Origin of the sequence: Xanthomonas sp. NCPPB 3569 (genome assembly GCF_041475645.2) — a bacterium.
Lineage (GTDB): Bacteria > Pseudomonadota > Gammaproteobacteria > Xanthomonadales > Xanthomonadaceae > Xanthomonas > Xanthomonas phaseoli.
On record NZ_CM192969.1, the window covers coordinates 4,409,280 to 4,431,800 of the forward strand.

The 22,521-nt window shown below is 67.2% G+C and carries 19 protein-coding genes; 12 read left to right on the forward strand and 7 right to left on the reverse strand.

Annotated features, from left to right (window positions below):
* Positions 1 to 219: 219 nt before the first annotated feature.
* Entirely contained in the window at positions 220 to 732 is a 513-nt protein-coding gene (def, locus tag ACCQ03_RS19005; RefSeq protein ID WP_039568662.1) for a peptide deformylase, read from the reverse strand.
* A gap of 131 nt (positions 733 to 863) precedes the next feature.
* On the opposite strand from def, the gene ACCQ03_RS19010 reads away from it, so the two are divergent.
* The 9 genes from ACCQ03_RS19010 to ACCQ03_RS19050 all read left to right on the forward strand — a co-directional run bounded on the left by ACCQ03_RS19010 (position 864) and on the right by ACCQ03_RS19050 (position 10,741).
* Positions 864 to 2,000, forward strand: coding sequence for a LysM peptidoglycan-binding domain-containing protein (locus ACCQ03_RS19010; protein ID WP_209227302.1), 1,137 nt, complete (start codon positions 864 to 866; stop codon positions 1,998 to 2,000).
* Positions 2,001 to 2,071: 71 nt separating this feature from the next.
* A complete protein-coding gene (gene dprA / locus ACCQ03_RS19015; RefSeq protein WP_209227300.1) occupies positions 2,072 to 3,217 on the forward strand; it encodes a DNA-processing protein DprA in 1,146 nt (381 codons plus the stop codon).
* A gap of 42 nt (positions 3,218 to 3,259) precedes the next feature.
* Entirely contained in the window at positions 3,260 to 3,733 is a 474-nt protein-coding gene (locus ACCQ03_RS19020) for a DUF494 family protein (protein ID WP_003484452.1), read from the forward strand.
* A gap of 40 nt (positions 3,734 to 3,773) precedes the next feature.
* The gene (locus ACCQ03_RS19025) at positions 3,774 to 4,499 is read left to right on the forward strand and encodes a pilin (protein WP_209227298.1); all 726 of its coding nucleotides are present in this window, start codon (positions 3,774 to 3,776) and stop codon (positions 4,497 to 4,499) included.
* A 41-nt stretch (positions 4,500 to 4,540) separates the two neighbouring features.
* Positions 4,541 to 5,815 (forward strand): RDD family protein, encoded by a 1,275-nt coding sequence (locus ACCQ03_RS19030; protein ID WP_057677451.1) that lies wholly within the window; start codon positions 4,541 to 4,543, stop codon positions 5,813 to 5,815.
* A 182-nt stretch (positions 5,816 to 5,997) separates the two neighbouring features.
* A complete protein-coding gene (locus tag ACCQ03_RS19035; protein WP_057677452.1) occupies positions 5,998 to 8,490 on the forward strand; it encodes a DNA topoisomerase I in 2,493 nt (830 codons plus the stop codon).
* A gap of 10 nt (positions 8,491 to 8,500) precedes the next feature.
* Complete coding sequence (tsaC, locus tag ACCQ03_RS19040; protein WP_209227296.1) at positions 8,501 to 9,064, forward strand: L-threonylcarbamoyladenylate synthase type 1 TsaC; 564 nt, start codon at positions 8,501 to 8,503, stop codon at positions 9,062 to 9,064.
* Positions 9,065 to 9,290: 226 nt separating this feature from the next.
* Positions 9,291 to 10,067, forward strand: coding sequence for a DUF4124 domain-containing protein (locus ACCQ03_RS19045; RefSeq protein ID WP_209227294.1), 777 nt, complete (start codon positions 9,291 to 9,293; stop codon positions 10,065 to 10,067).
* A gap of 23 nt (positions 10,068 to 10,090) precedes the next feature.
* Positions 10,091 to 10,741 carry a DUF4124 domain-containing protein gene (locus ACCQ03_RS19050; RefSeq protein WP_061112136.1) on the forward strand — a complete coding sequence of 217 codons (651 nt, stop codon included), beginning with the start codon at positions 10,091 to 10,093 and terminating at the stop codon, positions 10,739 to 10,741.
* Between the two features lie 157 nt (positions 10,742 to 10,898).
* Here the strand turns inward: ACCQ03_RS19050 and ACCQ03_RS19055 are convergent, their stop codons facing one another.
* Positions 10,899 to 11,675: an SDR family oxidoreductase gene (locus tag ACCQ03_RS19055; RefSeq protein WP_057677456.1), complete on the reverse strand. Its 777-nt coding sequence runs from the start codon at positions 11,673 to 11,675 to the stop codon at positions 10,899 to 10,901.
* A gap of 105 nt (positions 11,676 to 11,780) precedes the next feature.
* Here ACCQ03_RS19055 and ACCQ03_RS19060 point away from each other — a divergent pair, with 105 nt between their 5' ends.
* A complete protein-coding gene (locus tag ACCQ03_RS19060; protein ID WP_039568690.1) occupies positions 11,781 to 11,996 on the forward strand; it encodes a hypothetical protein in 216 nt (71 codons plus the stop codon).
* A 305-nt stretch (positions 11,997 to 12,301) separates the two neighbouring features.
* On the opposite strand, the gene sppA is transcribed toward ACCQ03_RS19060, so the two are convergent.
* Both sppA and ACCQ03_RS19070 read right to left on the reverse strand, forming a co-directional pair.
* A complete protein-coding gene (gene sppA / locus ACCQ03_RS19065) occupies positions 12,302 to 14,203 on the reverse strand; it encodes a signal peptide peptidase SppA (protein ID WP_057677457.1) in 1,902 nt (633 codons plus the stop codon).
* Between the two features lie 84 nt (positions 14,204 to 14,287).
* A complete protein-coding gene (locus ACCQ03_RS19070; RefSeq protein WP_057677458.1) occupies positions 14,288 to 15,664 on the reverse strand; it encodes an MATE family efflux transporter in 1,377 nt (458 codons plus the stop codon).
* A 185-nt stretch (positions 15,665 to 15,849) separates the two neighbouring features.
* On the opposite strand from ACCQ03_RS19070, the gene ACCQ03_RS19075 reads away from it, so the two are divergent.
* Positions 15,850 to 17,100: a DUF3667 domain-containing protein gene (locus tag ACCQ03_RS19075; protein ID WP_209227292.1), complete on the forward strand. Its 1,251-nt coding sequence runs from the start codon at positions 15,850 to 15,852 to the stop codon at positions 17,098 to 17,100.
* A gap of 185 nt (positions 17,101 to 17,285) precedes the next feature.
* Here ACCQ03_RS19075 and ACCQ03_RS19080 read toward each other — a convergent pair whose 3' ends face one another.
* Together ACCQ03_RS19080 and ACCQ03_RS19085 are read right to left on the reverse strand one after the other, a co-directional pair.
* Positions 17,286 to 17,888, reverse strand: a complete 603-nt coding sequence (locus ACCQ03_RS19080) for a DUF3106 domain-containing protein (RefSeq protein ID WP_057677460.1) — start codon at positions 17,886 to 17,888, stop codon at positions 17,286 to 17,288.
* Positions 17,872 to 18,900, reverse strand: coding sequence for a hypothetical protein (locus ACCQ03_RS19085; RefSeq protein WP_150147051.1), 1,029 nt, complete (start codon positions 18,898 to 18,900; stop codon positions 17,872 to 17,874). The genes ACCQ03_RS19080 and ACCQ03_RS19085 overlap by 17 nt, the downstream gene beginning before the upstream one ends.
* A 469-nt stretch (positions 18,901 to 19,369) precedes the next feature.
* On the opposite strand from ACCQ03_RS19085, the gene ACCQ03_RS19090 reads away from it, so the two are divergent.
* Entirely contained in the window at positions 19,370 to 21,592 is a 2,223-nt protein-coding gene (locus ACCQ03_RS19090; protein WP_209227290.1) for a primosomal protein N', read from the forward strand.
* Positions 21,593 to 21,863: 271 nt separating this feature from the next.
* On the opposite strand, the gene ACCQ03_RS19095 is transcribed toward ACCQ03_RS19090, so the two are convergent.
* Positions 21,864 to 22,520 carry a glutathione S-transferase family protein gene (locus ACCQ03_RS19095; protein ID WP_057677463.1) on the reverse strand — a complete coding sequence of 219 codons (657 nt, stop codon included), beginning with the start codon at positions 22,518 to 22,520 and terminating at the stop codon, positions 21,864 to 21,866.
* Between the last annotated feature and the right edge of the window lies 1 nt (position 22,521).

Sequence of the window (22,521 nt, forward strand, 5' to 3'; positions counted from 1 at the left end):
CAACCGAGAATCGAATGCCAGCTACAGGCAGCGGCTTATCGATCACGACTCGCGGATCCAAAGTTTCACGGCCTTTCGCCCGCAGACTTGGCGCGATCGCAATGCATCGCCATGCGGTCGCACTGAAGTGAGCGCTCAACGATGTGAAACCAGCAGACTCAAAGAGCAACAAAAATCTGCTTTTGCCAATCCCGAATCCCCAATCCCAAATCCCAGCCCTCAAGCCACATGCTTGCGCTGTTTGGCCAGCTTCTTGCGCACCATTTCGCGCTTGAGCGGCGAGAGATAATCCACGAACAGCTTGCCGTCCAGATGGTCCATCTCGTGCTGGATGCACACGGCCAGCAGACCGTCGGCCTGCAGTTCCTGCGCCTGGCCCTGACGGTCCAGATAGCGCACGGTGATCGCATCGGCGCGGCTGACATCGGCATAGATGCCGGGCACCGACAGGCAGCCTTCCTGATACAACTGCTCGCCCTGCTTGCTCACGATCTCGGGGTTGACGAACACCTGCGGCAGGTTTTTCTCCTCGCTGATGTCGATCACCATGAATCGCTTGTGCACGTCCACCTGACTGGCAGCCAGGCCAATGCCGGGCGCCTCGTACATGGTCTGGAACATGTCGTCCAGCAGCGTCTGGAACGCCTGGCTGGTGACCTCGGCAGCATCGACCGGCACGGCCTTGGTGCGCAGCCGCGGGTCCGGAAACTCAAGAATTGGGAGCAAAGCCATGGGGTTACCCGTCTGGAAACACCGGCGCGGCGCCGGCAAGACGCTGTCATTCTAGCGCAATGCTTGCGTGGCGCCCCGGTTTCTAGACTATAGTGCGCAGACCTGTTGGGGAATCAGGCAAGAAGGCACCTATGTTGAACCGACTTCGTACGGTCGTCGCTGCGGCGATGCTGACCGTCGCGACCTACGCTGCCGCGCAAGCGGTGGGCGAGCATCCAGACACCTATGTGGTCCGCAAGGGCGGTACCTTGTGGGACATCGCTGGGCGTTTCCTGCAAAAACCGTGGCTGTGGCCGGAAATCTGGCAAGCCAATCCGCAGATTCAGAATCCGCACCTGATCTATCCGGGCGACGTGATCAGCCTGGCCTATCTGGACCGGGTCGGCAAAGGCACGATCCAGCCCGGCCCGCGCCAGGAAGCGCCGATCAACGCCATTCCGCTGGCCGACGTCGAGCCGTTCCTGAAGAACCTGCGCGTGGTCGACGACTTCGACCAGTTGCCGTATGTCGTGGGTCTGGAAGCCGGTCGCACGCGTGCCACCACCGGCCAGGTCGCCTACGTGGTCGGTCTGGAAAATGCCCAGCCGGGCCAGCGCTTTGCTGTGGTCCGCCCGACCGTGAAGTTCAGCCTGCCCAAGCACAACGAAGACCTGGACATGGCCGGTAACATCACCGCCGGCTCGGGCAACATCTGGAAGAACTTCATCGCGCCGAGCACGCGCCGCGAGTTCCTCGGCTACGAGATGGCGCAGGTCAACGTCGGCACCATCACCCGCAGCGCGGCGGGCGGCAACTCCAAGGCGGCGACCCTGCTGCTGCAGGACAGCGGCCGCGAAGTGCGCGCCGGCGATCGCATCGTGGCGGTCGAAGCGCAGCCGTACGATCTGCAGTTCATCCCGCATCCGCCCTCGGAACAGGCGCTGCAAACCGAACTGCGCGTGCTGGCCATCTCCGACGCCTTCACCGTTGGCGGCACGCGCGACGTGATCGCCATCTCCGGCGGCGCCCGCGAAGGCATCAACAACGGCACGGTGTTCTCGATTTGGCGCAAGGGCCGCACGGTCAGCGACCGCGTCAAGCACTCGCGCTTCTCGCGGACCGACGACGATTTCAGCGGCCCGTCCGGCTCCACCGTCGGCCTGCCCGACGAGTACGCCTCGCATGCCATGGTGTTCCGCACCTTCGACAAGGTCAGCTATGCGCTGGTGATGGAAAGCGTCAAGCCGACCGGCCTGGGCTATTTCGTCAAGCATCCTGACGCGCAATAAGCGAAAGATCCGATGCACCAACGCGACGGCGCCCGAGGGCGCCGTCGTCGTTTGCGGCCTAGCCTGGATGTATGGCCCAAACCGCTCCCGACCTGCGCGCACTCCTGGTCCTGCTGCTGGCAGGCGGCCGCAGCCCGCCCCGCCAAAAATTGCTGACCTCGTACGGATCAGCGTCCGAAATGCTGGCAGCCGGGCCGGGAGCGTGGCGCGCAGCTGGATGCGACGAGGTGCAAGCTGCGCTGCTGCAGAACCCCGATCTACATGCGCTGGAGGCCGCGCTACGCTGGTGCGAACAGCCCGGCCACCACCTGATCGGCTGGCGCGATCCGGATTACCCGGCCCTGCTGCGGCATATCGCCAATCCGCCGATGGCCTTGTTCGTGGACGGCGACCCCAACATCCTCTGGCACCCAGGCGTGGCGGTGGTCGGCAGCCGCTCGGCCACTGCCGGCGGCCGCGATCATACCCGCGCATTCGCCTCCAGCCTGGCCTGCGCCGGGTTGGGCATCGTCAGCGGCATGGCCGCCGGCGTGGATGCGATCGCACACGAGGCTGCACTGGCCCAGCACGACGGCATCACCGTGGCCGTCGTCGGCACTGGCGTCGACGTCGCCTATCCCGAGCGGCACCTAGGCTTGCGCGATCGCATCACCGAACGCGGCGCAGTGGTCAGCGAATATCTGCCGGGCACTGCCCCGGTCGCGGCGCACTTCCCGGCCCGCAACCGGATCATTGCCGGGCTGGCCCTGGGGACCTTGGTGGTCGAAGCGGCGATGCGCTCGGGCGCGTTGATTACCGCCCGGCTGGCGGCCGAAGCAGGGCGCGAGGTGTTCGCCCTCCCCGGCTCGCTGCACAATCCGCTCGCGCGCGGCTGTCATCACCTGATCCGGCAGGGTGCCACGCTGGTGCAGGAGCCCGCACAGATCATCGAGGGACTGGGCCAGCTGTCTGGCGAACTGGCCAGCGCCTTGCGCGAGCGGCTGGCCGCCCCCACTGAGTTGTCCAGCAAGGCAACGACCAGCGCTGGCACCGGTCCTGCCCGCTCCGATCCCGACTACCAGCGCTTGTGGCAAGCACTGGGCCACGACCCAACCCCTATGGATTCATTGGTGCAGCGCACCGGATTGACGGCCGCCGCGCTGTCCTCCATGCTGCTCATCATGGAACTGGAGGGAGACGTGGTCACCGAGCACGGTCGCTATACCCGCAATCCTTAGTTTCTTCACCTCCACAGCGTCGCGCGACGCAGGCCGAGGGCAATGAAAGAGAGCATTCTCGATGTACTGCTGTACCTGTTTGAACATTACTTCAGCGAAGATGCGGACCTGGTCCGTGACCGTGACTCGCTTCAAAATGGCCTGATCCAGGCCGGTTTCAGTCCCGCAGAAATCAGCAAGGCCTTCGATTGGCTGGACGCGCTTTCCGAGCAGCGGCCTAGCGTCGCGCGCCCGCATGTCGATGGACCGGTGCGGATCTATCACGGGCCGGAGCTGGACAAGCTCGATGTCGATTGCCGGGGGTTTTTGCTGTTCCTCGAGCAACACCGCATTCTCGACGCAGACCAGCGCGAGTTGGTACTGGACCGCGCCATGGCGCTGGATCAGGACGAACTGGATCTGGACGACCTCAAGTGGGTGGTGCTGATGGTGTTGTTCAACCAGCCCGGGGCGGAAGCGGCCTACGCCTGGATGGAAACCCAGATGTTCCTGGACGAGCCTGAACCCGTACACTGAGCGTTGAAGCCGCCACGGATGTGCGTGCAGGGGAACGGGGATGCGCAGTTGGTATTACGCCGATGGCCACCGCCATCGGCATGGCCCGGTGGCCGACGATGCCTTGCTGGACCTGTATCGCGATCGCGTGGTCGCCCTGGATACGTTGGTCTGGTGCGAAGGCATGGACAGCTGGCTGCCGCTGTCCGCCTGCGCCGACACCCTGGGCCCGCCAGTTTCCACTGATGTGCGGGCGGGCGCGGTTCCGCCGCCGTTGCCGCCTGCCGCGGCGTACGTTCCGCCGGCCCATTCGTCTGTCGCGCCACCAGCGCAACCGCGCAGCAATGGCCCCGGCTGGCCGCTGGTTGCAGTGCTTGGTGCGGTGGCCGGGCTCTTCGTGATCGTGGGCCTCATCGGCATCCTCGCCGCGATTGCGTTCCCGGCCTACAACGATTACCTGGGCCGCGCCAAGGTCGCCGAGGCGGTCGGCGAGCTGGCAGCATTGAAGCCGCAGATCACCGAATTCCTGACCAGCGAGGGCCGCTGCCCGGTCAATGACGACGAGGGTTTCAAGCCACCCGAGCAGTACGCAAGCGAGCGGCTGAGCAGCGTGCGCATCGGACGTTTCGAAGGCAGCGAATGCGGCATCGAAGCCGTGCTCCATGCGCCCAAGTCGGCCAGAATCGACGGCAAGGCCGTGTGGCTGGAGCTGGATGCGGATGCCGGCAGCTGGCACTGCAGTTCCGAAATCGACGACACCCAACTTCCACCGGATTGCCGCGGCTGACCGCCGGCTGCATGCCGATCGCTACACGTTAAGGGGACAACATGACGCAGTGGTACTACGCCGACGCACAGCGGCAGCGCCAGGGGCCGGTGGACACGGACACGCTTCGCGCGCGCCTGTCGCAGGGCATCATCGACCGTTCCAGCCTGGTCTGGCGCGAAGGTCTGGCGCAGTGGGTGTCACTGCACGAGGTCGAGGGCGAGCTGGGCTTCGACAGCGCGACGGCGTCCGCGGCCCTGGAAGCCAGCGGGCCGATAGCGGCGGATGCGGCAAGCCATGCGCCATTGTTGGCTGCGTCTCCCGGCGCCAACGTGCCGGCTACAGCGTCGCCTACCGCGCCCTTGCCGACCGACGACCACGCCGCTGCGACATCGCGCTGGCAGCCGTCAGCTGCCGACGGCGGCATTGCCGGTACGAGCGCCAGCACCAGCACCCGCGATGCGGGCGCGGCCGACGGTGCCGACCACCACCCGGCAATCGCCCCGTTACACCGGCCAGAGGATCCATCCCCTTCATTAGACACGTCGGCATGGTCCACCACGCCGCTGGCGGCAGAGCCAAGCCCGACCACGACCTCGACCACAACGTCGCCGCCACCATATTCCATTCCGGCAGCGGCGACCGTGCCAGCTGCAAGCGCCTGGGATGCCCCGGCCCTCGCCGCCCCCGCGGCAAGCGTCGCGCTGCACGATGCGCCGGTGGTGTACGCCGGCCTGTGGCGGCGCGTGGCCGCCAGCATTCTCGATAGCCTGATCACCACCTTCGCGGTGTACCTGATCGTGATTCCGCTGGTGTTCGTGGTGGCGCTGGTCACCACGCGCGGCGATTCGGGTTCGGCGCTGGACGATGGCAGTGCGCTCGGCATCGCCATCGTGGTGATGTCCTACGGAATCGGCCTGGCCATCCCGACGCTGTATTTCGCCTGGATGCAGTCCAGCCGGCATCAGGCCAGCCTGGGCAAGCTCGCCTGCGGCATCAAGCTGGTGCGGGCCGACAGCAACGGCGGCCGGGTCGGGTTCTGGCGCAATGTGCTGCGCTATCTGGCCTATATGCTGATCAGCGTGCTGACCCTGGGCATCGGCGTGATCGTGGCGGCCTTCATGGCCGGCATGACCGAGCGCAAGCAGGCCCCGCACGACAAGGTCTGCGACACCCTGGTCGTGGACCGTTGGGCGTTTACCGCACATCCGGAGCGGCAGTCCAGGGGTCTGGATACCGTGTCCATCGTGGTCCTGGCGATTTACGCGGTGATCCTGGTGCTGTCGGTGGTGGCCGTCGCCTTCATGCTGGCGGCGATCGGAATGAGCCAGCGCTAGCACTTCGCGGCGCCGGCCGCTTGACACGGCGGCGTCCGCCGTGATCTTTCTAATAAGAGAACTGAACGCCCGGGAGCCCTTCCCGGGCGTTAACGCGTGGGAAACGGTCGATCTGCTTCCCTCGACCGGCCAATTAGGCCACGCTACCCGCCCCCCGGGCTCCGCCCCAAGAAGTTGCCACCATGCCCAAGCACCTGCTCATCGTCGAATCGCCCGCCAAGGCCAAGACGATCAATAAATACCTCGGCAAGGACTTCACCGTCCTGGCCTCGTATGGGCACGTGCGTGACCTGGTCCCCAAGGAGGGCGCGGTCGATCCGGACAACGGCTTTGCGATGCGGTACGACCTGATCGAGAAGAACGAGAAGCACGTCGAAGCCATAGCGCGTGCCGCCAAAGGTGCCGACGACATCTTTCTGGCGACCGACCCGGACCGCGAGGGCGAGGCGATCAGCTGGCACATCGCCGAGATCCTGAAAGAGCGCGGCCTGCTCAAGGACAAGCCGATGCAGCGGGTGGTGTTCACCGAGATCACCCCGCGCGCGATCAAGGAGGCGATGGCCAAGCCACGCATGATCGCCGGCGACCTGGTGGACGCGCAGCAGGCGCGCCGCGCGCTCGATTACCTGGTCGGCTTCAACCTCTCGCCGGTGCTGTGGCGCAAGGTGCAGCGCGGCCTTTCCGCTGGCCGCGTGCAATCGCCGGCGCTGCGCATGATCGTCGAGCGCGAAGAAGAGATCGAAGCCTTCATCCCGCGCGAATACTGGTCCATCGATGCGCACTGCCGGCATCCCTCGCAGGCGTTCAATGCGCGGCTGATCAAGCTGGACGGCCAGAAGTTCGAGCAGTTCACCGTGACCGACGGCGACACCGCCGAGGCGGCGCGCCTGCGCATCCAGCAGGCCGCGCAAGGCGTGCTGCATGTCACCGACGTGGCCAGCAAGGAGCGCAAGCGCCGCCCCGCCCCGCCGTTCACCACCTCCACGCTGCAGCAGGAGGCCTCGCGCAAGCTCGGCTTCACCACCCGCAAGACCATGCAGGTGGCGCAGAAGTTGTACGAAGGCGTGGCACTGGGCGACGAAGGCTCGGTCGGTCTGATCAGCTACATGCGTACCGACTCGGTCAATCTGTCGCAGGACGCGCTGGCGGAAATCCGCGACGTGATCGCGCGCGACTTCGGCACCGCTTCGCTCCCCGACCAGCCCAACGCCTACACCACCAAGTCCAAGAACGCGCAGGAAGCGCACGAAGCGGTACGCCCGACCTCCGCGCTGCGTACCCCGGCGCAGGTGGCGCGTTTCCTGTCCGAGGACGAGCGCCGCCTGTACGAGTTGATCTGGCGCCGCGCGGTGGCCTGCCAGATGATTCCGGCCACGCTCAATACCGTCAGCGTGGATCTGTCGGCCGGCAGCGAGCACGTGTTCCGCGCCAGCGGCACCACCGTGGTGGTCCCGGGTTTCCTGGCCGTCTACGAGGAAGGCAAGGACACCAAAAGCAGCGAGGACGAAGACGAAGGCCGCAAGCTGCCGCTGATGAAGGCCGGCGACAACGTCCCGCTGGACCGCATCGTCACCGACCAGCACTTCACCCAGCCGCCGCCGCGCTTCACCGAAGCGGCGCTGGTCAAGGCGCTGGAGGAATACGGCATCGGCCGTCCCTCCACCTATGCCTCGATCATCCAGACCCTGCAGTTCCGCAAATACGTCGAGATGGAAGGCCGCAGCTTCCGCCCCACCGACGTCGGCCGGGCGGTGTCCAAGTTCCTGTCCGGGCATTTCACCCGCTATGTCGATTACGACTTCACCGCCAATCTGGAAGACGACCTGGATGCGGTGTCGCGTGGCGAAGCCGAGTGGATCCCGTTGATGGAGAAGTTCTGGGGCCCGTTCAAGGAACTGGTCGAAGACAAGAAAGACTCGCTGGACAAGACCGATGCCGGCAGCGTGCGCGTGCTCGGTACCGACCCGAAAAGCGGCAAGGAAGTCAGCGCGCGCATCGGCCGCTTCGGCCCGATGGTGCAGATCGGCACGGTCGAAGACGAGGACAAGCCCACCTTCGCGTCGCTGCGTCCGGGCCAGAGCATCTATTCGATCTCCATCGAAGATGCGCTGGAACTGTTCAAGATGCCGAGGGCGCTGGGTCAGGACAAGGACCAGGACGTCAGCGTGGGCATCGGCCGTTTCGGTCCGTTCGCGCGCCGTGGCAGCACCTATGCCTCGCTGAAGAAGGAAGACGACCCCTACACCATCGATCTGGCGCGCGCGGTGTTCCTGATCGAAGAGAAGGAAGAGATCGCACGCAACCGGGTGATCAAGGAATTCGACGGCAGCGACATCCAGGTGCTCAACGGACGCTTCGGCCCGTACATCAGCGACGGTAAGCTCAATGGCAAGATCCCCAAGGATCGTGAGCCGGCGTCGTTGACGTTCGAAGAAGTACAGCAGCTGCTGGCCGACACCGGCAAGCCGGTGCGCAAGGGCTTCGGCGCCAAGAAGGCCACCCTGAAGAAGACGACGGTCAAGGATTCGGCGCCGAAGAAGCCTGCCGTCAAGAAGACCGCGACCACGTCCGCAGCCAGCAAGACCGCTGCGAAGAAGGCGCCTGCCAAGAAGACCGCCGCCAAGAAGGCGGCCAAGCGCGTGGTCAAGAAAACCGTGAGCAAGGCCGCAGGCTGAGAGGCGCAGCATGACCGACACACTCGACCTGGATCGCGCCGTCAGCGCACTGACGCAGGGCGGCGTGATCGCCTACCCGACCGAAGCGGTGTGGGGACTGGGATGCGACCCGCGCCAGGAAGCGGCCGTACTGCGGCTGCTGGAGATCAAGCGGCGCCCGGTGGAGAAGGGCGTGATCGTGGTGGCCTCGAGCGTGGACCTACTGCGCGACTGGGTCGACATCGACGCACTGGAGCCGGCACGCCGACAGGACGTGCTGGCCAGCTGGCCCGGCCCGCACACCTGGATCCTGCCGATCACCGATCGGGCGCCGCGCTGGGTCACCGGCGAGCATGACGGGCTGGCGGTACGCATCAGCGCGCATCCCGTGGTGGCGGCGCTGTGCGCGGCCTGGGCGGCGCCGCTGGTGTCGACCAGCGCCAACCTGGCCGGCGAGCCGCCAGCGCGCAGCCGCGCTGCCCTGGATCCGGCATTGCTGGCGACGATCGATGGCGTGGTGGATGGCGAGACTGGCGCCCTCGCGCAGCCGACCCAGATCCGCGACGCACGCAGCGGGCAGATCCTGCGCGACTGAGTACGGCCGAGAAACGGCCGCGCAGCCATGAGGCGCGCGCGGTGGGTTCATCGATTCGTCTGTCCCGCGCCGAATGTTCCGGGCCGTGGCCCTCGGCGGCCTACTTAACGACTGCCTGGCATGTCGGCAGCAGGCCACAGCCATCCGGCGCGTTGTCGTCTCGAGCCTGCACATTGTTCAGCCGCCCCCCCTTTGCGGCGGCCGCTCAGACGCGCACACTGCGGCCATGCGTACCGTCCTGACTCTTCTGCTGCTGGCCGCGGCGCTGCCTGCGTCGGCCGCCACCCCCGCGAGCAAACCCGACCCGAATGTACGGGTCTATCGCTGCGTGAGCAGCACCGGCACCGTCGCCCTGCAGGATGCCTCCTGCAGCAGCGGTCGCCAGCAGGTGCTGGATCTGCAACGCCCGCAGGACCCGCCGCCGCGTCCGGCCCGCGTGGAGCCGCCGGCACCGGTCGCCGCAGCGCCCACGCATGAGGTCCGTATCGTCACCGTGCAGCCGCCACAGCCGATGTACGAGTGCACCACCGAAGACGGCAACCGCTACACAAGCGACAGCCCGGAAGGCAATCCGCGCTGGGTGCCGACCTGGGGGCCCGCCTATGTGGGCAATACCGTTGCTCCCCCGGTCCGCGGCGGTGGTGGCATCCAGCGTCCCCCGATCTCGGTAAGCCCGCGTCCGGCGATCTCGGTGCAGGGCGGCACCGGACGAGGCAGCATCCGCGGCAGCGCAAGCGTCGGTGTAGATCCCTACCAAGGCGGTTATCAGGGCGGTTACACCGGCGGCGGATATGGCGGCACGGTGATCGTGCCGTACGGCAACGTGCAGATCCGCGACGAATGCCACGCCCTGCCCGCGCAGGAAGTCTGCGCGCGGCTGGCCGACCGCCGTTGGGAGCTGATCCGCCGCTACAACAGCGCGCTGCAAAGTGAGCGCGAGGATCTCAGCCGCGAACAGCGCGGCATCGAGGCGCGCCAGCAACGCGACTGCGGCGGCGCATGAGGCGCCGCACGCTGTCCGGCGCAATGGCGCTCAGCATGATGGCGCTCGGCTCGCTGGCCGGCGCGCAGGAAGTGGCCATTTACCGCTGTACCGATCCGGCCGGCGCACTGACGGTGCAGAACATGCCGTGCCCGAAGGGCATGCAACAACAGAAGAAGCTGATGACCGCACCGGCGGCGGTGCCATTCGCGCCAGGCGGCGCTAGCAACCCGTCGCCTGCACCTGCGATGCCAGCGGCGCAACCACGGACTGCTGCGCAGGCGGCCGCGTCGGCGCCCGCTGCACCAGCCACGCCCGCCGCACCGCCAGCACCGACGGTCACCTCGACGTCGACCCTGCCACCGCCGCCGCTGTTCGAGTGCACCGCACACGACAACGGGCGTTACTTCACCGAAGACCGCGAACCGGCCACGCGCTGCCTGCCGATGCAGACCACCAACCTGGCCGGCGGGCCGGCCACCGGGGGCGGCAGCGCCTGCGAGGTGGTCACCGACCGCTGCGCGCCAGTGCCGGACCAGAGCCTGTGCGAGGCCTGGCGCAAACGCGCCGAGCAGGCCGAATCCACCTGGCGCTTTTCCGATGAAGCGCAGTCGGCCGAACGCAAACAACGCTACGAGCAGATGCGCCGGGTGCTGGACGAGAGCCGTTGCGCCAATCCGGCCGCCACGCCCTGAGCACGCCTGTCGCGTCATTGAGCCGATAGGTCTGTACGGTTGGCGGGCAACCGCAATTAGCTGAAAGAAGAAGCGCAGCACCGGCGGGTGCATGGCCATGCCGGCTCCGCGTCCAAGCACATCCGATCGGGAACCAGGCGGGTAGTGGTTGCCTGCGCTAGAACCCGTAGCGCAAGAAGCCGCCGTCTACCGCGATGCATTCGCCGGTGATGTAACTGGCAGCGGGCAGACACAAGAAACCCACCGCCGCGGCAACTTCTTCTGGTTCGCCAATGCGGCGCATCGGCGTGCGTTCGATGACCTGCTCGTAGTAATCCGGATCGGACAACGGACCGGAGGTGCGGCGGGTGCGGATGTACCACGGCGCCACCGCATTGACGCGGATGCCATCCTCGGCCCATTCGGCGGCTAGATTACGCGTCATCTGATGCAGCGCCGCCTTGGTCATGCCGTACGGCGCGCCGCTGCGCACATGGGTGATACCCGAGACGCTGCCGACGTTGACGATTGCCGAAGCAGCATGTTGCGTCAGCAATGGATGCGCATAACGCGACAGTTCGAACGCAGAAAACACGTTGTTTTCGAAAATGCCGCGCCATTCGTCCTCGGTGTAGTCGATCGCGGCGCGGGTGATGTTGCCGCCGGCGTTGTTGATCAACAGATGCAGGCCATCGGCATGGTCTTCCACCCAATCCAGAATGGCGCGGCGCTCTTCATCGTCGGAGACATCGGCGGCCAGCCCGTGCAGTTCGCGCTCGGGAAACTCGTCGGCAAGCTCATCGCGCGCCTGCGCCAGGGCATCGGCATCGCGCGCCACCATCAGCAGGTCGGCGCCGAAGCCAAGCAGTTCGCGCGCGATGGCAAGACCAATCCCGGCGCTGGCGCCAGTGATGAGGGCAGTCTGTCCATCCAGCCGCCAACGGTGCGTTGTCACGTGGGTGATCCTCTTCAAAGCACAGGAAACGGCCACTGCAACGCAGTTGACGCGTATGCGTGGCCCGGGCGTTAGGATAACGCCACCCCAAGCGAGGTCACGACGATGAAGATGCATTGCATGCTTGCAGTTGGTCTGGCGTTGTCGCTTGGCGCCTGTCAGCGGCCGCAGCCCGCACCCACCGATCAGAAGCCCGACCCGCAGGCCACGGCTTTGCGCGACCACATCCAGCAACCGTTGGACAAGGCGCACGCGGTGCAGGCCGCAACCGACCAGGCGGCCGACGATCAGCGCAAGGCGATCGATGCAGCCACGCAGTAGCGAAACCTCGGCAACCGGGTGAACTGGCGTCCTGGAGCGCGTGCATTTGTCGCCAACCAGCACACGGGTGCGCCAACATCCACCGGTGAATGTCTGCCAAGGCTGCCACTGCGTGCACGACCACATGCGCGATGGCGAATGGCTAACGGCTAATAACTGATCGTTGCGCGCTCGACGGCCCCCCATGAGTCTTGCCGTCTGCTCGTTCGTTCGGCCGCTCAAACCACCACATCATCGGCACATACAACAACGCCGGCACATGGCCGGCGTTGTCGATGCATCGATTGCGCACTGAGCGCGATGTCTCAGAACCCGCAGAAGCAGTAGGCCAGCGACTTGACCGGCGTGCCGCCTGCCTTGCTGTCGTGCACGGCGCTTTCGACGAAGCGCAGCTGCGTATCCACTTCTGGCAAGGAGCGGGCCAGCAGCGCGCGCGCCATGCCCGAGTCGCCCAGCATCCAGGCACCCATGCGGCTGCCGGCAAATCCGCTCATGAACTGCGAGAACGGCGTGGCCGGCTTTTCCACGTAGCGCACGCGGAACTTGCCGCGGCTCAGCTTGGCGCGGTCGGCCGCATCGGCCACCGCTTCGGACATGCCGCCGAACGCATCCACCAACCCGCGCTCCTTGGCCTGCGCGCCGCTCCACACACGGCCACGCGCCACCTTGTCGATCGCGTCCACCGACTGGTGACGCGCCTGCGCCACCTTGCCGGTGAAATCGGCATAGCCCTTGTTGATCACTGCCTGGATGACCTGGCCGGCGGCCGGATCCAGCGGACGGGTGATGTCGAACGCACCGGCGAACCGCGTGGTGGCCACGCCGTCGGTGTGCACGCCGATCTTGTCCAGCGCGCGGGTCAGGTTCGGCACCATGCCGAAGATGCCGATGGAGCCGCTGATGGTCGACGGGTCGGCGTAGATGCGATCGGCGTTCATGCTGATCCAGTAACCGCCGGACGCGGCCAGGTCGCCCATCGACACCACCACCGGCTTGCCGGCCTGCTTGAGCGCAACCACTTCGCGGCGGATCTGCTCGGAGGCGAAGACTTCGCCACCGGGCGAATCCACGCGAAGCACCACCGCCTTCACTTCATCGTCGTCGCGCGCCTGGCGCAGCAGTGCCGCCGTGGACTCGCCACCGATGCGTCCGGCCGGCTGTTCGCCACCGCTGATCTCGCCCGCGGCCACGACCACCGCCACCTGCGGGCGGCTGTCCATCGGCGAACGCTGCGCCTGCAGCTGGCTCAGATAATCGTTGAAGCCGATATTGCGGAAACCGCTGTCGGCATCGCTGTCGGCGACGCCGCGCTTGACCAGCAGCGCATCGACTTCTTCGCGCGTCTTGAGCCCGTCCACCAGCTTCTGTTGCAGCGCGAACTTGGCCAGGTCGCCACCGGCGGCGGCCACGCCTTCGGGCAGCGTGTCGATACCGGCAGCCAGCTGCGCCGGGCTCAGCTTGCGCGCAGTGCCCACGTCGGACAGATAGCGCCGCCACACATCGTTCATCCAGAACAGATCCGCTTCCTTGGCATCGGCCGAGGCCGCGTCCAGGATGTACGGCTCGGCGGCAGACTTGTACTCGCCGACGCGGAACAGATGCACGTCCACGCCAAGCTTGTCCTGCAGGCCTTCGCGGAAGTACTGGCGATAGCGTCCAAGGCCCTCCAGCAGCACGCTGCCCATCGGGTCCAGATACACCTCGTTGGCCTGTGCGGCGAGCAGGTACTGGCCCTGGCTCATGCTCTCGCTGAAGGCCACGATCTGCTTGCCGGAGGCGCGCAATTTCTGCAAGGCGGCGGCCACTTCGCGCTGGGACGCGAAGCCGGAGGGCTGCAGCTTGTCCAGGTTCAACAGCACGCGCTCGATCTTGCGGTCCTTGCCGGCCGCTTCGATCACGCGCACCAGGTCGCGCAGCTGCACTTCTTCGGCGCTCTTGTCGCCGACCGCCTTGGCCAGCGACCGGCTGACCGGGTCGGCGCTGAATTGTTCGACCAGCGTGCCTTCCGGGTTGATCACCAGGGTGGTGCGCTCGGCCAGCGGCTTGGTGCCATCGCCGCGCGCCAGCGCCACCACGAACACCAGCAGCAGCAAGAACAGGAAACCGAAGAACACCAGGTTGAAAATCAGGCGCCGGGTGAAATTCATCACATCCCACAGGCCGACGAAGAAGCTGGCGATGGGATTGCGACGCACGGGGTGATTCATGGAAAGCTCCGTCGAAAGACGCTGCATACAGATCGATGGTGCCCAGCATACCGGCTGCACAGCGCGCGCGGCATGCGCTGGAAGTCAGGGTGTCACGGTGGCGGTCAGCCGCCGGCTAGTCTGGCGGAAGCGCAGCCCCATCAGGATCGACGCCACCGTCAGGCCCAGGATCAGGCCCACCCACATGCCCTTCGGTCCCCAGCCCAGCCCCAGGCCGAGCCCGGCGCCGATCGGCATGCCCACGCCCCAATAGGAAAACATCGCCAGGAACATCGGCACGCGGGTGTCCTTGAGCCCGCGCAGCGCGCCGGCCGAGAGCACCTGGATGCCGTCGGGAAACTGGAACGTGGCAGCAAACAACAGCAACACCGACGCCAGCGCGGCCACCGCCACATCGTCGGTATAGACCCCGACGATGGCATCGTGGCCCAGCAGCAGCGCGCTGGCCGAGAACGCCTGCGTGCCCAGCACGATGGCATAGCCGGCCCAGGCAGCGCGCCGCATCGCCAGCGGGTCGCCGCGGCCCACTGCGTGGCCTACGCGCACGGTAGTGGCCTCGGCCACGCCCATCGGGATCATGAAACACAGTTGCGCGACGTTGATCGCAATCTGGTGCGCCGCCGCTTCGGTGGAGCCCAGCCGGCCGATCAACAACGCCGTGACGATGAACAACCCGCCTTCCATCAGCACGGTGATGCCGATCGGCAAGCCGGTGCGTAGCAACTCGCCGATGGCGCGCCAGCGCGGTCCTTCCAGGTGGGCGAACAATTGCAGATGCGCAAACCGCCGCGCGCGCCACAGATACAGCGCAAATACGCTTGCCTGCACCCACATGGTGATGGCCGAGGCCATGCCCAGCCCTTCGGCACCGTGCTCGGCGAAGCCGAACTTGCCATAGGTCAGCGCATAACCCACGGGTGCCAGCACCAGCAAACCGCCAAAGCCCAGCAGCATGGTGGGCAGCGTCCAGTGCATGCCCTCGCTGAGGTAGCGCATGCAGAAGTAGAAGGTCAGCGCCGGCACGCCCCAGCGCACCGCATGCAGGAACGCGGTGGCGCCGGGCACGATGTCCGCTGCGATCCCGAAGGTGGGCAGCAACGGCGGCACCACGCTCAAGAACACGAACATCAGCGCACTCAACCCCAGCGACAGCCACAGCGCCTGCCGGAACAGCGGCCCGATCTCGCGCTCGCGGCCGGCGCCGAGCAATTGCGAGACCGAGGCAGTCAACGAGATCAAGGTGCCGATCGGCACCAGCATCGGCAGCCACAGCAGCGAGGTGCCGATGGTGACCGCAGCCAGCGTGGCGGTGCCGTGGTGGCCGGCGATGACGTTGTCGACAAAACCGATCAGGCCGGTGGAAACGTGGCCGAGCACCAGCGGCAACGCAAGCAGGCCGGTGGTGCGCACTTCCGAGGCGAAGCCTGGCGTCGCGGACGGGGGTGCAGAAGAAACAGACATGACAACCGATCGCTGCGCGGACTACGGCCGTGCCGGGAGGCGCTGGCACCGGGTCGCGCGGGCCGGCTATCTTACGCCTACTTTCCGACTGCGGCCTTGCCGCGCAGCTGGGTAGAGCCCGCTGCGCGACTGCGCGCGGGCAAAACGCGAAGGCTGCTGCACAACCGGGCCGGCGCGGGACACCGTTGCACGCGTGCGCCAAACGCCGTTCTTTCGGGATCGGGTCGACGGCAACGCGCCTTCCCCGACTCGCCAACCGGAACTGGCTCATGTCACCGCATTCGACCGCGCACCATCCCACGGCCTGCGAAAATTGCGCGACTGCCTTGCAGGGGGCGTATTGCCACGCCTGCGGGCAAAGCGTGCACAACCCGGTGCGCAGCGTCGCCCATGCGGTGGAAGAAGTCTTCGAATCGTTCTGGCATCTGGATGGGCGCATTTTCCGCACCCTGCGCGATCTGCTGGTGCCCGGACGCGTGGCGCAGCGTTTCCTGGGCGGCCAACGCGTGCGTTATGTGGCGCCGATGCGGCTGTTCCTGGTCCTGAGCCTGTTGACGTTCTTCATCGCGCGCATCGCCGTGCATGCATCAGACGCAGACAGCGATAGCGCAGCTGCGCCCGGCACCAGCCAGACCACGGTTCCCAAGGATTTCGCACATGCACGCACGCCGGCGCAGGTGGAAGCGGTACGCAGGCAGTTGGTCGAGACGCTGACGCAGACACGCGCGGCCGTGCCGAGCGGCATCGCACGCGACAGCATGGACGCCGGCATCGCGCGTGCCAACGCGCAAGCGCAACGTCGTCTGACGCAGCTGCAAGCCGACGCGCGTCCGACCAGCGCCGTGCCCACCGCAGAGGCAAACAGCGACAGCACGTTCTTTTCGGTGATGGGCAAGCCGTGGGACCCGGTGAGCAACCCACTGCACTATGCGGCGCTACCGCAGTTCGCCAACCGCTGGATCAATACCCAGCTTCGCCATATCCGCGACAACCTGCCGCGGCTGCGCAGCGATCCGCAGCTGCTCTACAACGCGTTCTTCGCAGCGGTACCGTCTGCATTGCTGGTGCTGGTGCCGCTGTTTGCGCTGCTGTTGCGGGTGTTCTACGTGCGCAGCGGGCAGGTGTATCTGGAGCATCTGGTGGTGGCGTTGTACAGCCACGCCTTCCTGTGCCTGAACCTGCTGACGCAACTGCTGTTGTCGCTGCTCAGCGATGCGCTGGCGCACATCGCCAGCCCGATCACCTGGAGTATCGGGGTCGTGCAGTTCGGGCTGACGCTGTGGATGCCGGTGTATCTGCTATGGATGCAGCGGCGCGTGTACGCGCAGTCCTGGCTGGTCACCGTGCTCAAGTACATCGGCCTGAGCGGGGTGTACCTGGTGTTGGTGACCGTGGCCGCGGCGCTGTTGATGGTGGCGAGTCTGGCGCGACTTTGACGCGCCGATTGCAGAGACGCTTGCGCGAGAACAGCCGCATTGCAGCGCGACGCAGCGATACCGGAGCCGGGTGCGGCGCGTGTGGAGCGGCAGTATGGAAAGAAGCAGCCGCTTGAACCGATGTCACCGGCGCAACACCAAGAAGGTATGGCGCGCGCCGACGGCGACGAACCGGTGGCGAGCGATCAACGCGCCAGCTGGCGCTTCAACCAGGCGCTGCGGGTGGCCGGCGCTTCGGCCAGGAAGGCCTCGCGTAAGCCGTCGCGCTCCTGGGGCGGGGTGCGCTGTGCCAGCACTGCCAGTTGCTCCAGCTGGCCGGCGTCCAGGCTGCGCAGCGCGGCCAGCATGGCCTCGCGCTGGTTGGGGTGCACGTAGCCGATCAACGGCTGCAACTGGGCATAGAACGCCCCCACCTGCGAGCCCAGGCGCCAGCCGTCGCGATGCAGGCGGTCCATCGCGCCGAACTGGGTGCGCAACGCGCGTTGCTGATCTTCGGGCAAGGCTTGCAGCCGCTCGCGTGCCTGCCGTAACACCACGCGGTCGGTGGCCGTCAGCCCCTTCCAGGCGGCGTAGCGGGCACGCAGCTCGGCTTGCTGCGCAGGCGTCATCGCCGCCCAGCGTGCGCGTTGCTGCGCGGCGCTCGGCGCTGTATTCGGCGCTGCGGCAGCGGAGGTGGACGCGGCGGGAGCAGCGGCGGATTCTTCCAGCGGCGTCGGCAAGCGCTGCGCGCCGGCGACGCCGGCAAACGCGCAGAGCAGCAAGCCGCACCACTCAGTTGGTTTCATCATCGACCGTCTCCAGAGGGGCGGAAGGCTGCTCGGCCGCGGTGGCATGCGCACCGGATTCATCGACCGGCACCGGGTGGCCGGCGGCATACCAGGCATAGAAGTCCGCCGCGCGGGCCAGCTCCAGATCCGGGTCGGCCAACATCGCCTGGTCGCGCGGATCCAGGCCCGGCGTGGCCACGGCATCCGGCAGGTCGGACGCCGGGAGTTCTTCCACCAGTACCGGCGCCGCGTCGGTCACGTGCAGCACGCCGGCAGGCGCCTGCGAGACAGGCTCGGGAGGAAGCGCGGGCCGGCGGTGGGTCCACCACCAGCCCAGCACTGCCAGCAGCAATGCCACCGCCAGCACGCCCAGCGCCATGCGGGCGTGGCGGCGCTCCAGCCGCGGCCACCGCCATTGCCGCCGAGCGCGGGCGGCGGCCGGACGACGCGGCGCCGGTGCCGACTGGGCCGGCGCGGCAGTATGCAGCGGCATTCCGGCCAGGGCCGAATCGCGGAGCTGGCCCAGCCGGGTCAACTGGGCCGGGCTCAGGTCGCGCAGTTCCACTTGCGCCGCCTCGGCCAGGGCCCGCCAGGCCTGGGCATCCGGGTTGCCGGCGGCATCGCGCGGGCAGGCACGCGCCAGCGCTTGCCGGTAGTCCGCCGCTTCGACGCCTTGCACCTCGCTGGCCACGCCTTCTTCCAGCCCGGCCACGATCCGCAGCAGCAGCGCCAGGCGGTCGGCAGTCTGCATCCGGCCCAAGGCGGTGAATGGGGGCAGCCAGGTGCCCGGCATCGGCTCGCGCCGCAGCGGTGGCGCGGTGGCCAGCAGGCTCCAGAAGCGCATCGGCCAGCCTGCCATCGGCCGACCTGCCGCCTGGCTGCTGAAGGCGCGCAAGGCCGCTGCGAGTGCGCGCTCGGCGGCGGCCACGTCGCCGCACTGCAATTGTGCGAGCACCAGACCCCGGCGTTCCACACCACGCAAGAAGGCAGCTAGCGCAGCGGGGGTCACGGGGGCGTCGGGGACTACGGTCATGAGAACTCCAGCATCGGCCGGCAGGATACCGACGCGATTGCCCCCCACCGATGGCTTGACAGATCGGCCCGGCCCCGCTCCGCCTTCACACTGGCCGTGCCGGCCGCCGCGGCGGGTTGTGCACAGCGGCAGACATGCCGATACGCAGGCGTCTGTCAACTATTGTTTTTTCTTTGTTGCATTCGCGTTTCACGCATAAGTGATTGAAATTTATCGACTTATGCATGTTGGCTAAAAAATGTCCAAGAGGTTGCAGAGGCTAGTGAATCCATCATCACAGCGTGGAGCACGACACTAATTCACAGGTTTATCCACAGCCAGTGTGGATAAACCCGTTTCCTTAACCCTCACATAGGTTTACGTCGGATTTATCACTTCCGTCACAGAAACGCGGCCGCTGCCTCGACGCGGATTCGGGCCGATTCGGAGGCGGCTGCCGGCCTCTGGACAGGGTGGGTAGACTGGTCGGATGCCTTCGACCGTCGCCACCCTGCGCGTCGCCTTGCCGGTGCCGCTGCCCCAGTTGTTCGACTATCTGCCTCCGACCGATGCGCCGTTGACCGACCCGGCGCGGGTCGGCTGCCGGGTGCGGGTGCCGTTCGGGCCACGCGAGTTGCTCGGGGTCGTGGTGGAGATCGGGCAACTGCCCGCGGCCGACGGCTTGCGCCCGGCACTGGCGTGGTGCGACCAGGCCCCGCTGCTGGTCGATGAACTGGCGCGCTCGCTGTACTGGCTGGCCCGCTACACCCACGCCCCGCTCGGCGAGGCCCAGGCCAGCGCCCTGCCCGCCCCGCTGCGCCGCGGCGAGCCGCTGGCCGACACGCACGCCTGGGCCTGGCAGCTGACCGAAGCCGGTCGCAGCGGTGCCGCCAGCCTGCGTGCGGGCAGCCGCCCCGCCCTGCTGGCGGCCTTGCTGCTGACCGGCGCAGTGGGCGAAGACCAGTTGGACCCGCTGCTGCCGCAGTGGCGGCAGGCCGCGCGCAGCCTGGCCAAACGCAACTACGCCCAGCGCGTGGCGGTGCCGGCCGACGCCATCCCGCCGCGCCCCGGCAGCGGCCCGCCGCTCAACGACGAACAGCAGGCGGCCGCCGCCGCGATCCGCGCGCACAGCGGCTTTGCCACCTACCTGCTCGACGGCGTCACCGGCAGCGGCAAGACCGAGGTCTACCTGCAAGCGATCGCCGATTGCCTGGCTGCCGGCAAGCAGGCGTTGGTGCTGGTGCCGGAGATCGGCCTGACCCCGCAGACCCTGGGCCGCTTCCGTAGCCGTCTGGGCGTGCCGGTGCACGCGCTGCACTCGGGCCTGTCCGATGGCGAACGCGCGCGGGTGTGGGCGGCGGCCTGGCGCGGCGAGGCCAAGCTGATCGTCGGCACCCGCTCGGCGGTGTTCACCCCGCTGCCCAACGCCGGCCTGATCGTGATCGACGAAGAGCACGACGGCAGCTACAAGCAGCAGGACGGCATCCGCTATCACGCGCGCGATTTCGCCCTGGTACGCGGCAAGGCGCTGGATGTGCCGGTGATCCTGGGCAGCGCCACGCCCTCGCTGGAAAGCCTGCACAACGCCTATTCCGGCCGCTACCAGCATCTGCGTCTGTCGCGGCGCGCCGGCGACGCGCGTCCTCCGCGCGTGCGGGTGCTCGACGTGCGCAAGCGCCCGCTCAAGGACGGCCTGTCGCCCGAGGTGCTGGCCGGTATCGGCGCCACCCTGGCGCGTGGCGAACAGGTCCTGGTGTTCAAGAACCGCCGCGGCTATGCACCGGTGCTGCTGTGCCACGACTGCGGCTGGACCGCCGCCTGCCAGCGCTGCAGCACGCCGCTGCACCAGACGCCGATGACCGTGCATGCCGGCGGCCGCCGCCTGCAGTGCCACCATTGCGGCGCGCGCCAACCTGCACCGCTGGCCTGCCCGGCCTGCGCCAGCCTGGCGCTGCAGCCGCAGGGCATCGGCACCGAGCGGCTGGAAGAACGCCTGACCGAGGCCTTCCCGGATTTCCCGGTGGTACGCATCGACCGCAGCACCACCCAGCGCCGCGACGCACTGGAAACCCAGCTCGCCCGGCTCGGCACCGAGGCCGGCATCCTGGTGGGCACGCAGATCCTGGCCAAGGGCCACGACCTGCCGCGGCTGACCATGGTGGTGGTGGTCGGCATCGACGAAGGCCTGTTTTCGGCCGACTTCCGCGCCGCGGAGAAACTGGCCCAGCAGTTGATCCAGGTGGCCGGACGCGCCGGGCGTGCCGACCGGCCGGGCGAAGTCTGGTTGCAGACCCATCATCCCGAACACCCCTTGCTGCAGACCCTGGTCAATGGCGGCTACCACGCCTTTGCCGACGCCGAACTGCAGCAGCGCGAAGCGGCCGGATTCCCACCCTTCGCTCACCTGGCCTTGTTCCGCGCCGAAGCCAAGGATGTGGCCGCAGCCAACCAATTCCTGCTGGCGGTGCGCGGTTTGACCAGCGCCGAGCCCGGCACGCAATCGCCGGCGTTTGCCGCGGTGGAATGCTACGGCCCGATGCCGGCACCGATGCCGCGCCGCGCCGGCTTCCAGCGCACGCAGCTGCTGTTGTCGGCGCAACAACGCGCGGCATTGCATCGCCTGCTCGACACCCAACTGCCGACCATCTATGCGCTACCGCAAGCCCGCCGTGTGCGCTGGTCGCTGGATGTGGACCCGATCGACCTGTATTAGCGCAAGGCGTCTCGACCATGGAGCAGAAGCCAGACCCAGGTTCGCGCGCTGTGCCCAGGTCATGAAGCGCACGTGCGTGATCTTTGGTAGGAGCGCACCCGGGCGCGATGTGGCACGACGGGAATGCCCTCGCACCCGGGCGCGCTCCTACAACACCGCAGGCTACCTGTCTGGGTGATGTACAAGGCCCAGTGGCTTGCAGCAACGTGCCGGGTCGGCAGCGCGTGCGGTGCCTGTCATGAATCGCATTGACTCAGCGACGGCGCGGCACTCAGGTCAGCGCAGTCATCACCGCGCGCTGGTACGCCGGCCGCGCACGCAGGCGCGCATACCAGGCCTGCAGATGCGGCAATTCGGGGCGCTCGATCGGCATTTCGAACCACGCGTAGATGAAGCTGCCCAGTGGTATATCGCCCATCGCGAACTGCTCGCCGGACAGGTACGGCTGCTGCGCCAATGCCGCATCGGCACGTGCGAGCAACTCGCCCGACTGGGTCAACGCCGCCGCAATGCGTGCGTGATCGCGCTCGGCCTGCGGCGTGCGCACAATGCCCCAGAACAGGTCGCGAAACACGCCGGCGAAAGTGGAGGTGGTCCAATCCATCCAGCGGTCGCCCAGCGCGCGCTCGGCCGGCGCATGCGGATACAACGCCGGCGCGTATTGCGCGGCCAGATAGCGCACGATCGCATTGGATTCCCACAGCACCAGCGCGCCATCCTGTAAGGTCGGCACCACGCCGTTCGGATTCATTGCGCGATAGGCCGGCGTGTCGTTGCCGCCGAACGCGCCGCCCACCTCGATCGAGCTGTAGGCCACTCCGGCTTCTTCGGCGCACCACAACACCTTGCGCACATTGCTGGAATTGTGCCGCCCCCAGATCGTGATGGCGGGCTTCGCTGCGGCGGGCAGGTTTGCGTTCTGCGGCATG

Excerpts from the sequence above, each read along its gene's own strand:
- sppA (WP_057677457.1), bottom strand. The coding sequence starts at position 14,203 with ATGAATCACCCCGTGCGTCGCAATCCCATCGCCAGCTTCTTCGTCGGC.
- ACCQ03_RS19030 (WP_057677451.1), top strand. The coding sequence starts at position 4,541 with ATGACGCAGTGGTACTACGCCGACGCACAGCGGCAGCGCCAGGGGCCG.
- ACCQ03_RS19020 (WP_003484452.1), top strand. The coding sequence starts at position 3,260 with ATGAAAGAGAGCATTCTCGATGTACTGCTGTACCTGTTTGAACATTAC.
- ACCQ03_RS19045 (WP_209227294.1), top strand. The coding sequence starts at position 9,291 with ATGCGTACCGTCCTGACTCTTCTGCTGCTGGCCGCGGCGCTGCCTGCG.
- ACCQ03_RS19070 (WP_057677458.1), bottom strand. The coding sequence starts at position 15,664 with ATGTCTGTTTCTTCTGCACCCCCGTCCGCGACGCCAGGCTTCGCCTCG.
- ACCQ03_RS19025 (WP_209227298.1), top strand. The coding sequence starts at position 3,774 with ATGCGCAGTTGGTATTACGCCGATGGCCACCGCCATCGGCATGGCCCG.
- ACCQ03_RS19060 (WP_039568690.1), top strand. The coding sequence starts at position 11,781 with ATGAAGATGCATTGCATGCTTGCAGTTGGTCTGGCGTTGTCGCTTGGC.
- tsaC (WP_209227296.1), top strand. The coding sequence starts at position 8,501 with ATGACCGACACACTCGACCTGGATCGCGCCGTCAGCGCACTGACGCAG.
- dprA (WP_209227300.1), top strand. The coding sequence starts at position 2,072 with ATGGCCCAAACCGCTCCCGACCTGCGCGCACTCCTGGTCCTGCTGCTG.
- ACCQ03_RS19095 (WP_057677463.1), bottom strand. The coding sequence starts at position 22,520 with ATGCCGCAGAACGCAAACCTGCCCGCCGCAGCGAAGCCCGCCATCACG.
- def (WP_039568662.1), bottom strand. The coding sequence starts at position 732 with ATGGCTTTGCTCCCAATTCTTGAGTTTCCGGACCCGCGGCTGCGCACC.
- ACCQ03_RS19080 (WP_057677460.1), bottom strand. The coding sequence starts at position 17,888 with ATGATGAAACCAACTGAGTGGTGCGGCTTGCTGCTCTGCGCGTTTGCC.
- ACCQ03_RS19090 (WP_209227290.1), top strand. The coding sequence starts at position 19,370 with ATGCCTTCGACCGTCGCCACCCTGCGCGTCGCCTTGCCGGTGCCGCTG.
- ACCQ03_RS19035 (WP_057677452.1), top strand. The coding sequence starts at position 5,998 with ATGCCCAAGCACCTGCTCATCGTCGAATCGCCCGCCAAGGCCAAGACG.
- ACCQ03_RS19050 (WP_061112136.1), top strand. The coding sequence starts at position 10,091 with ATGGCGCTCAGCATGATGGCGCTCGGCTCGCTGGCCGGCGCGCAGGAA.
- ACCQ03_RS19085 (WP_150147051.1), bottom strand. The coding sequence starts at position 18,900 with ATGACCGTAGTCCCCGACGCCCCCGTGACCCCCGCTGCGCTAGCTGCC.
- ACCQ03_RS19010 (WP_209227302.1), top strand. The coding sequence starts at position 864 with ATGTTGAACCGACTTCGTACGGTCGTCGCTGCGGCGATGCTGACCGTC.